Origin of the sequence: Flavobacterium hydrocarbonoxydans, from assembly GCF_009789235.1 — a bacterium.
Taxonomy (GTDB): domain Bacteria; phylum Bacteroidota; class Bacteroidia; order Flavobacteriales; family Flavobacteriaceae; genus Flavobacterium; species Flavobacterium hydrocarbonoxydans.
This window is the reverse complement of sequence record NZ_WSTB01000008.1, coordinates 74824-86038: the sequence shown is the minus strand read 5'-3', so window position 1 is coordinate 86038 and position 11215 is coordinate 74824. Positions and strand designations below refer to the sequence as shown.

Annotated in this window: 4 protein-coding genes; all 4 read left to right on the top strand. The window is 35.3% G+C overall.

All coding sequences use genetic code 11. From position 1 onward, the window contains the following. Nucleotides 1-371: 371 nt before the first annotated feature. Nucleotides 372-797 carry a CBS domain-containing protein gene (locus GON26_RS14740; RefSeq protein ID WP_160375547.1) on the top strand — a complete coding sequence of 142 codons (426 nt, stop codon included), beginning with the start codon at nt 372-374 and terminating at the stop codon, nt 795-797. Nucleotides 798-956: 159 nt separating this feature from the next. Beyond that, on the top strand, nt 957-3248 hold the full coding sequence (locus GON26_RS14735) for an NADP-dependent malic enzyme (protein WP_160375546.1): 2292 nt from the start codon (nt 957-959) through the stop codon (nt 3246-3248). Between the two features lie 78 nt (nt 3249-3326). Then, nucleotides 3327-3908, top strand: coding sequence for a Holliday junction branch migration protein RuvA (gene ruvA / locus GON26_RS14730; protein ID WP_160375545.1), 582 nt, complete (start codon nt 3327-3329; stop codon nt 3906-3908). Nucleotides 3909-3932: 24 nt separating this feature from the next. Continuing rightward, entirely contained in the window at nt 3933-11180 is a 7248-nt protein-coding gene (sov, locus tag GON26_RS14725) for a T9SS outer membrane translocon Sov/SprA (RefSeq protein ID WP_160375544.1), read from the top strand. Nucleotides 11181-11215: the final 35 nt, after the last annotated feature.

The window sequence follows — 11215 nt, the reverse complement described above, 5'->3', positions numbered from 1 at the left end:
TAAGATTACATGACTGTACGTTAAGTTAACTAAATAAAAAAAAAGACCACAAGCTACACTGATTGAACAGATAAAAACGGTTTTTTAAGTTTTTTGTAAATCACAATCAGCATTAATCTGATAGAATCAGTTTCATCTGTGTGCCATTATCAATCATTGATATGAAACGGACAGAATTATAAGATTAATTCAAAAACCTGTCTTTTTCTCAAAAAAATAGTATAATGCATTCTTTTTTGTATAAGAACGTTTCTAAAATAGAAAATTTAGTGTATTATGTTTAAAATGAATTATTTAACTTTTAAAAAGTGAGTTAAAATTGAGTTTGTTTGCATTTTTTTTTAACTTTATAGTTCTAAAATTTTTCAGATATGACGGTAAATCAAATACTAAACACAAAAGGAAAAAATGTTTATTCAGTGCTTCCCACTAATACAGTTTATGAAGCCCTGAAAGTAATGGGGGAAAAAAACATTGGAGCTATTCTGGTTATTGAAGGAACGGAGTTAAAAGGAATTTTATCTGAAAGAGATTATGCCCGAAAAATTGTTTTGAAAGACAAATCTTCAAAAGAAACTTTTGTTCACGAGATCATGGAAAGTACTGTTTTTACAGTAACATTAGCAGATGATTTGGATGCTTGTATGGAGCTTATGAGCACTAAAAGAATAAGGCACCTACCTGTCCTGGAAGAAGGAATTGTAGTAGGGATTATTTCGATTAGCGATGTGGTAAAAGCGATAATCGAAATTCAAAAGGATACCATTAATCATTTGAATTCTTATATTTCACAATAAGATTTTTTTAAAATAAAAAACTACAAAATAGCCTGGATAAACACCGGGCTATTTTTTTGGAAGGAATTGAAAGTTATTTTTGAGAAAAGAAAGCGTTAAAATCACACCTTTTTAAACCAAGACTTATATCTTTGTAAGCTAGAATAAAAGCTAAAACGAATGAACAAAGAGAGTAAAAAAAGAGAAGCGTTACTGTACCATTCAGAACCAACTCCAGGGAAAATTCAGGTAGTTCCAACAAAAAAATATGCAACACAAAGAGATTTGTCATTGGCTTATTCGCCAGGAGTTGCTGAGCCTTGTTTAGAGATTGCAAAAAATATCGATGATGTTTATAAATATACTGCAAAAGGAAATTTAGTAGCCGTAATTTCAAACGGTACTGCCGTTTTAGGATTAGGAAATATTGGTCCAGAAGCTTCTAAACCAGTAATGGAAGGAAAAGGATTGCTGTTTAAAATATTCTCTGATATTGATGTTTTTGATATTGAAGTTAATACAGAAGATATCGAAGAATTTATTCAAACAGTAAAGAATATAGCTCCTACTTTTGGAGGTATTAATCTTGAAGATATTAAAGCACCAGAATCTTTTGAAATCGAAAGAAGACTGGTAGAAGAATTGGATATTCCGGTAATGCATGACGATCAGCACGGTACTGCCATTATATCTTCTGCAGCATTAATAAATGCTTTGGAATTAGCAGGAAAAAAAGCAGAAGACGTAAAAGTAGTAGTTTCTGGCGCAGGTTCGGCTGCAATAGCGTGTACAGACTTATATGTTTTATTAGGTGTTAAAGTTGAAAATATTTTAATGTTTAATAGTAAAGGACTTTTAACCAAAGACAACCCTTCGCTATCAGAATTACAATTAAAATATGCCATAGATGGACCTAAAATTGAGTTAGCTGAAGCAGTAAAAGGAGCTGATGTTTTCATTGGATTATCCTCAGGAGATATTTTGTCGGCAGAAATGTTATTGACAATGAAAGACAATCCTATTGTTTTTGCAATGGCCAATCCAAATCCTGAAATCGATTATAATTTAGCTACAGAAACCCGTAAAGATGTTATTATGGCTACCGGGCGTTCAGACTTTCCTAATCAGGTAAATAACGTTTTAGGTTTTCCCTATATTTTTAGAGGAGCACTAGACGTAAGAGCGACAAAAATTAACGAAGCGATGAAAATGGCTGCGGTAAAAGCGTTGGCAATTTTAGCAAAAGAACCCGTTCCGGAACAAGTAAACGTGGCGTATGGCGCAATGAAATTAGGTTTTGGTCAGGAGTATATTATCCCTAAACCATTTGACCCTAGATTGATTACGGTAGTAGCGCCTGCAGTTGCAAGAGCAGCTATGGAATCCGGAGTAGCCAAAAATCCTATCACAGATTGGGCGGCCTATGAAGATACGCTTCGCGAACGTATGGGTAACGATAATAAAATGGTGCGCTTGATTACAAACCGTGCTAAAATAGACCCTAAGCGAATTGTTTTTGCCGAAGCAGATCATTTGAATGTATTAAAAGCAGCTCAAATTGTTTATGAAGAAGGTATTGGTTTTCCAATTTTATTAGGGAATAAAGAAATCATATTAGAACTTAAAGAGGAGCTTGGCTTTGATGCTGATGTTCAAATCATAGATCCTAAAACGAAAGAAGAAGAAGCAAGAAGAGATAAATTCGCAACTTCGTACTGGAAAACAAGAGAAAGACGCGGAATCTCGTTGCTTGATGCTCAAAAATTAATGCGTGAGCGTAATTATTTTGCAGCTATGATGGTGAACGAAGGCGAAGCGGATGCTTTGGTAACAGGTCATTCCAGAAGTTATCCTTCGGTAGTGAAACCAATGTTGCAGTTAATCGATAAAGCACATGGAGCTTCGCTGGTTGCTACGGCGAATATGATGATGACGGCGAGAGGACCAATGTTTTTATCAGATACCGCAATTAATATTAATCCGTCTGCGCAGGATTTAATAAATATTGCTTTGATGACGGCAAAAACGGCAAAAATGTTTGGTGTTGAACCTGTTATTGCAATGGTTTCTTTTTCGAATTTTGGTTCATCTACAAGCGAAAGCGCCTCTAAAGTGAGAGAAGCTGTAGCTTATTTGCATAAAAATCATCCTGAAATGATTGTTGATGGAGAGATTCAGGCAGATTTTGCCCTGAATCCGGAAATGCTTCAGGAGAAATTTCCTTTTTCTAAATTGGCAGGAAAAAAAGTAAACACGCTGGTGTTTCCTAACCTAGAATCTGCGAATATAACTTATAAAATGTTGAAAGAACTTTATAAAGTAAATTCTATTGGACCAATTATGATGGGAATGGGTAAACCGGTTCACGTTTTCCAATTAGGAGCAAGCGTAGAAGAAATGGTAAACATGGCTGCAATAGCGGTTATCGATGCTCAGGAAAAAGAGATTAAAAAAAATAAAATTGCAAAATAGTATAGTTCTGTAAAGTATCGGGTAAGATTGTGCTATTTTACCTCAATTTTATTATATTTGGAACTATTAATATTTACTATGATAGCACATTTGCAAGGGAAATTAGTCGAAAAGAATCCCACAGAAGTTGTAATTGATTGTGGTGGAGTAGGATATCATGTAAACATATCCTTACACACCTTTTCATTAATTCCTAATGCTGATTTTATAAAATTGTATACGCATCTTCAAATTAAAGAAGATGCGCATACTTTATTTGGTTTTGCCGAAAAATCGGAACGTGAAATATTTAGAATGCTATTGTCGGTTTCAGGAATTGGAGCAAACATTGCAAGAACGATGTTGTCATCGATTGAGCCAAGACAAATAATAAATGCAATTGCCTCCGGAGATGTAGGTGTTATCCAGTCTATTAAAGGGATTGGAAGCAAAACGGCGCAAAGGGTAATACTTGATTTAAAAGAAAAAGTATTAAAATTATATGATTTAGATGAAGTTTCTGTTGTTCAAAACAATACAAACCGAGATGAAGCGTTATCTGCTTTAGAAGTTTTAGGATTTGTTAGAAAAACTTCTGAAAAAGTAGTAGAGAAAATCGTAAAAGAAGATCCGGACGCTACTGTCGAAACAATCATCAAAAAAGCGTTAAAGAGTTTATAAACCCTCATCTGAAACTTAAGGTATATGCGTAAAATTTGTATTTTTTTGTTTGTCTTATCATGTGGTTTTGCTTCGCAGGCTCAGGTAAATCAAACAGTTCAAGATACAACTAAAACAGGCTTTTCTGTTGGAAAAGTTGAACTTAAAAATCCTGAAAGTATTCTTTCTGCTTACAAATATGATCCTGTTACAGATCGTTATATTTATACCAGTTCGGTTAATGGTTTTTCGATAGACTATCCTCTTGTTTTAACTCCTAAGGAATACGAAGATTTAGTGCTAAAAGAATCCAGAAGGGATTATTTTAGAAAAAAAATGGATGCCATTGATGGCAAAAAAGCAGGCAGTGAAGAAGCTAAAAAAGATTTATTGCCACGATATTACATAAATTCAAGCCTTTTTGAAAGTATATTTGGTAGTAATACCATCGATGTAAAGCCTACGGGATCAGTAGAAATGGATTTAGGGCTTCGGTATTCCAAACAAGACAATCCTTCCTTTTCTCCCCGCAACAGATCCAGTCTTACTTTTGATTTTGATCAGAGAATCAGTATGAGTTTGATGGGTAAAGTAGGGACAAGACTTGCCGTAAATGCCAACTATGATACGCAATCGACTTTTGCTTTTCAAAATTTATTCAAATTAGAATATACTCCTTCAGAAGATGATATAATTCAAAAAGTCGAAGTAGGAAACGTGAGTATGCCTCTTAATAGTACTTTGATACGAGGAGCTCAGAGTTTATTTGGTGTAAAAACACAATTGCAGTTTGGAAAAACGACTATTACCGGAGTTTTCTCGGAACAAAAATCTCAAACCAAAAGTGTGGTAGCCGAAGGAGGTGGTACCGTACAAAATTTCGATTTGTTTGCTTTAGACTATGATAATGACCGTCACTTCTTCCTTTCACAATATTTCAGAAATCTATATGATGCTTCATTAGAAGATTATCCTTTTGTAAAAAGCCGTGTTCAGATTACAAGAATAGAAGTTTGGGTAACCAATAAACAAAACAGAGTTAGTACAACCAGTAATAATTTACGAAATATTGTCGCGCTTCAGGATTTAGGTGAAGCGAGATTAACCGGACTTACAGATTCTGAAGTAGTGGTTATAGATTCTCCAGTCGATTTTTTTACCAAGCCTACAGATTCTCCATCGGATAATAAAAATAATAAATATGATCCTGAAAATATTGGTGGGGCTAATTCTTATTTGAAACCACAAATTAGAGAAATTGTAACAGTTAAATCTGGTTTTACCCAGACAGGCGTTAATGAAGGTTCTGATTATTCGATACTCGAAAATGCCCGAAAATTAACGTCTAATGAGTTTTCTTATAATGCACAATTGGGTTATATTTCTCTTCAGCAACGTTTAGGCAACGATGAGGTTTTGGCGGTAGCGTACGAATACACAGATGGAAATACCATACATCAGGTGGGAGAGTTTGGTAGTGATGGTGCAGATGCTACCGTGGTTACGAATACTGGCGGAGCTAATGCAAATCAGGCAATTATCACCCAAAGTTTAGTTTTGAAAATGCTTAAAAGCAGTTTGACTAAAGTAAGTAATCCGGTTTGGAATTTGATGATGAAAAACGTTTATCAAATTCCGGGAGCTTATCAAATTAAGCAGGATGATTTTAGATTTAATATTTTATACGCAGATCCGTCTCCAATAAATTATATAAAACCTGTAGATGAAAGCAACCCTCTGCCAGCAGGTGTTCAGGAAACGCCTTTGTTGAATGTATTGGATTTAGACAGATTGAATTATAATAACGATGAGCAAACAGGAGGAGATGGTTTCTTTGATTTTTTACCCGGAATTACTTTTGACGCACAGAATGGACGAATAATTTTTACTACCAAAGAGCCATTTGGAGAGCGTATATTTCAAAAATTACAAAGATCTGCTTCTACAGCAGAATATAATAATGAAACATCTTATAATGCTGATCAGCAAAAATATGTGTTTAGAAGCATGTATCGAAACACACAGTCAGGAGCTTTACAGGATAGTGATAAAAACAAATACTTATTAAGAGGAAGATATAAATCTACAGGAAATGATGGTATCCCTATTGGTGCCTTTAATGTACCTCAGGGATCTGTAGTGGTTACTGCTGGTGGTAGAGTTTTAGTTGAAGGGGTAGATTATAGTGTAAATTATCAATTAGGAAGAGTTCAGATTTTAGATCCATCACTTCAGGCATCCAATACGCCAATTGAAGTTTCTTTGGAAAACAATTCTATTTTTGGACAGCAAACCCGAAGATTTATGGGTTTGAATGTAGAGCACAAAATTTCGGATAATTTTGTGGTAGGCGGTACATATCTAAAAATGACCGAAAGACCCTTTACACAAAAATCAAACTACGGACAGGAGTCAGTAAATAATACTATTTTTGGATTTAATGGTAATTTCTCCAGTGAAGTTCCGTTTTTAACACGCTTGGTTAATAAATTACCTAATATAGATACCGATGTTCCCTCGAATATATCGATACGTGGAGAAGTTGCTTTTTTACGTCCGGATGCACCAAAAGCAAGTGATTTTCAGGGTGAAGCTACTATTTATGTTGATGATTTCGAAGGTACTCAGTCCACTATCGATATGCGTTCTCCTTATGCCTGGAGTTTATCATCTACTCCGCAAAATGCAACTTCCAGTACTTATGATTTTAATGGCGATGTTGATGGTTTAGAATATGGACATAGAAGATCTAAACTTTCCTGGTATTCTATCGATCCGGTGTTTTATACGGATAAACCATCTGGCATTACAAATGATGACCTTTCGCTGAATTCAACCAGACGTATTTACAGTAAGGAATTGTATCCTAATACCGATATTGCTCAAGGTCAGATTCAGGTAATTAGTACCCTCGATTTAAGTTATTATCCTTCAGAAAGAGGGCCATATAATAATAATCCCACTTTTAATACTGAGCCGTCAGCATCAAATTTTGGTGGAATTATGCGTGCCATAAATTCAACCAATTTTGAGCAAAGTAATGTAGAGTATATTCAGTTTTGGGTACTGGATCCTTATGTGGGTTCAGGAGCCATTCCACAATCAAATACAGGAAAAATTTATTTTAACCTTGGTGAAATTTCCGAAGATATTTTAAAAGACGGAAGAAAACAATATGAAAATGGTTTAGGTCCTGATCAGGCACTGGTAACGCCTCAGCCAACTTGGGGAGATGTTCCGGCTTCGCAGTCTTTAATTTATGCTTTTGATACGAATGCAGGAAACAGAACCAATCAGGATGTCGGTTTAGACGGTTTGCCAAACTCAAAAGAAGGTGCTGTTTATCAGAATTATGCAGGAGAAGACGATCCCGCTGCTGATGATTATACTTATTTTTTAAATACAGATGGAGGTGTTCTGGATCGTTATAAAAAATACAATGGTGTTGAAGGAAACTCAGCTGTCGATATCAACGATGCCAATCGTGCTGCAACTACATTGCCTGATGCAGAGGATATCAACCGTGATAATACCATGAATAATATCAATGCCTATTATGAATATGCGATTGATATGAGACCCAATATGGCTATTGGACAAAATTTTATTACAGATATTAGAGATATTGCTGCTGTGGGTGATTTGCCTAACGGAAGTACTACTGCTGCGAGATGGATTCAGTTTAAAATTCCGTTGAGCAATCCAAGTGATGTTGTGGGTATTACTGAAGAAGAGAGAAAACAAAACACTCTTTTACGTTCGGTTCGCTTTATGCGAATGTTCATGACTGGTTTTAACGATCAGGTTACGGTTCGTTTTGGAGCTTTAGACTTAGTTCGTGGTGAGTGGAGAAGATATACCAATCCGCTTTCTACAACGGCTAATCCGGCTGCTCAAACTGTTTTTGACGTGCAGGCTGTGAGTATTCAGGAAAACGACACAAAATGTCCTGTAAATTATGTGGCGCCACCGGATGTTAGCCGAGAGCAGTTGTATAATAACAATACAATCATTAATCAAAACGAGCAATCGTTAGCATTACGCGTTTCAGACGAAGGTTTGCGTCCTGGAGATTCAAGAGCTGTTTTTAAAAATGTAAGTATTGATATGCGTCAGTACAAAAAACTAAAAATGTTCCTTCATGCGGAATCATTAGTAGATGAAGTCGCTCTTAATGATGGTGATATGACTGGTTTTTTACGTTTTGGAAATGATTTTACAGAGAATTTTTATCAGATAGAAATTCCATTAAAAGTAACAAATACCACCGGAGGGTGCGAAAAAAGCGCTACTGAGGTTTGGCCAGAAGAAAATCAAATGAATGTACCACTTGATTTGTTGACACAAATGAAGATTGTAGCTATGGCTAAAGGTCTTGATGAACGCGATGTGGATGGTATTTATTATCCTGATGATGATCCGGAACAGGAAAATGGTGACGGTGATGATACTATTCGTTTGGGTATAAAAGGAAATCCAAACTTTGGATTGGTTCGTAATTTAATGGTTGGACTAAAAAATAATCTTTTGCATGAAAATGTAAAAGGTGAAGTTTGGTTCAATGAATTACGTTTGGCCGATATGGACAACAAAGGCGGTATGGCTGCTATTTTAAGTGTTGATAGTAATATGGCCGATTTTGCAACGGTATCTGCAACAGGTAGAAAAAGCACTATTGGTTTTGGTTCTCTTGAGCAGGGTGCAAACGAAAGAAGCCGTGAGGATATTCAGCAATATAATATTGTTACTAATATGAATCTGGGTAAATTATTACCACAAAAATGGGGAATTAATTTACCGTTCAACTACGCTGTTGGCGAAGAAGTAATTACGCCGGAATATGACCCGTTTAATCAGGATATTAAATTAGAGCAGTTATTAGATTACACTACAGATCCTGAGGAAAAAGCGAATTTTAAAAATCGTGCTATAGATTATACCAAGCGTCGCAGTATCAATTTTATTGGCGTTAAAAAAGAGAGAGCAGCGGAGCAAAAACCGCACGTTTATGATCCGGAGAATTTAACTTTCTCTCAATCTTATAATGAAGTTGAACGTCATGATTTTGAAATCGAAGCCTATAGAGACCAGCAAACCAATACAGCTGTTAACTACGCTTATACGTTTCAGCCGAAAGAGGTAGTGCCATTTAAGCAGACCAAATTCATGAAAAAAAGTGAATATTGGAAGTTATTAAGTGATTTTAATTTTAATTATCTTCCTACTAATATTTCTTTTAATACCAATATTTTAAGGCAAAGCAATAGTCAGCAATTCAGACAGGTAGAAAATGTTCCTGGAATTGGGCTGGATCCTCTTTACAGAAGAAATTTTGCGTTTAATTATCAATATGGTTTTGGATTTAACCTAACAAAATCATTAAAATTAAATTATACGGCATCGTCTAATAATATTGTCAAAAACTACCTTAATGATGATAATTCGCCTAAAGAAGATTTTAATATTTGGGATGATTACTTAGATATCGGAACGGCAAATCAACATACGCAGCAATTGATTTTAAATTATGAAATTCCACTATATAAAATACCAGTTTTTAGTTTTGTAAAAGCAAATTATTCTTATACGGCTGATTACAATTGGCAGCGATCCACGTCAGCATTGTCTGAAGTACAAGTTGGTGAAACGACATATGATCTAGGAAATACGATTCAAAATGCCAATTCAAATACTTTGGCTACAACCTTTACAATGACAACTTTGTATAAATATTTAGGTCTGGTGCCGGGAGGTAAAAAAACACCTAAGCCAAAACCTACTACACCACCTAAGCCTGGGGAGAAAATTGTAAATACAAATAAACAGCCAGTAGCTCAGAACAGACCTTTTTATGATGCTATGATTGGAGTCTTAACAAGTGTAAAAAACATTCAGGTTAATTATACAGAGAATAGCGGGACAGTTTTGCCTGGATACACGCCGGGTATAGGATTTTTAGGAACCTCTAAGCCAACTTTAGGATTTATTTTTGGTAGCCAGGATGATGTGCGTTACGAAGCAGCTAAAAATGGCTGGCTGACCACGTATGATAATTTCAATCAGAATTTTACACAGGTAAATACCAAAGCATTAAAAATAACGGCAAATGTAGATTTGTTTCCTGATTTCAAGATTGATATTGCAATGGACAGATCGTATTCTAAAAACTCATCTGAGCAGTATTTTGTTGATGTGAATGATAACAATCGTTATACTCCATTAGCGCCTTATACTTACGGAATGTTCTCCATTTCTACCATATTGATTAAAACGGCTTTTTCTACAAGCGATGAAAATCAATCAGCTGCTTTTGATGATTTTAGAAGCAACCGCCTTGTAATTGCCAATAGATTGGCCGAAGATTATTATGGTGCAGGAAATGTAATTCCTAGGTACGGAGATGCAGCAAACCCAATTCCGGCTGATCCAATTGATCCAAATGATGATCCAGAAAAAAAGAAAAGAGAAATCTATTCTTCTAATCAGGGGTATCCAATAGGTTTCGGGAAAAGTAATCAGGCTGTATTGCTGCCATCGTTTTTAGCGGCATATTCAGGAGGCAGTGCTTCTAGTGCTTCAACAGGAATTTTTAAAAGTTTTCCGCTTCCAAACTGGAGCGTAAAATACAATGGCTTGATGCGTTATAAATACTTCAAAGACAGATTTAAGCGTTTTTCATTGCAGCACAATTACAGAGCCTCTTATACGGTAAGTCAGTTTAGATCTAATTTTGATTATGATGATCCGGAAAGAACTTCTAATCAGGATGTTAATTTAAACTTTTTTAATAAAACCGTTATGTCAAACGTCAACCTGGTGGAGCAGTTTAATCCGCTTATGCGTGTTGATTTTGAATTAAAAGGTTCTTTACGAGTCCTGACTGAGGTAAAAAAAGACAGAGCTTTGTCGATGAGTTTTGATAACAACCTTTTGACTGAAGTAAAAGGATTGGAATATGTTGTAGGTTTAGGATACCGTTTTAAAGATGTTATTTTTTCTTCCCGTTTAGCTGATAACCCAACCGGAATCATTAAAAGTGACATCAACATCAAAACTGATTTTTCTTATAGAAACAACCAGACTCTAGTGCGTTATTTAGATTATGATAACAATCAATTAGCAGCGGGTCAAAACATCTGGTCAGTAAAGCTTACGGCTGATTATGCTTTCAGCAAAAACTTAACCGCCATATTTTATTATGATCATTCGTTTTCAAAAGCGGTTATTTCAACATCGTTCCCGTTAACGAATATCCGATCAGGATTCACGCTTCGATACAATTTTGGAAATTAATTTTTGGTTTCTAAACTAAATTTCATTAGAAGATT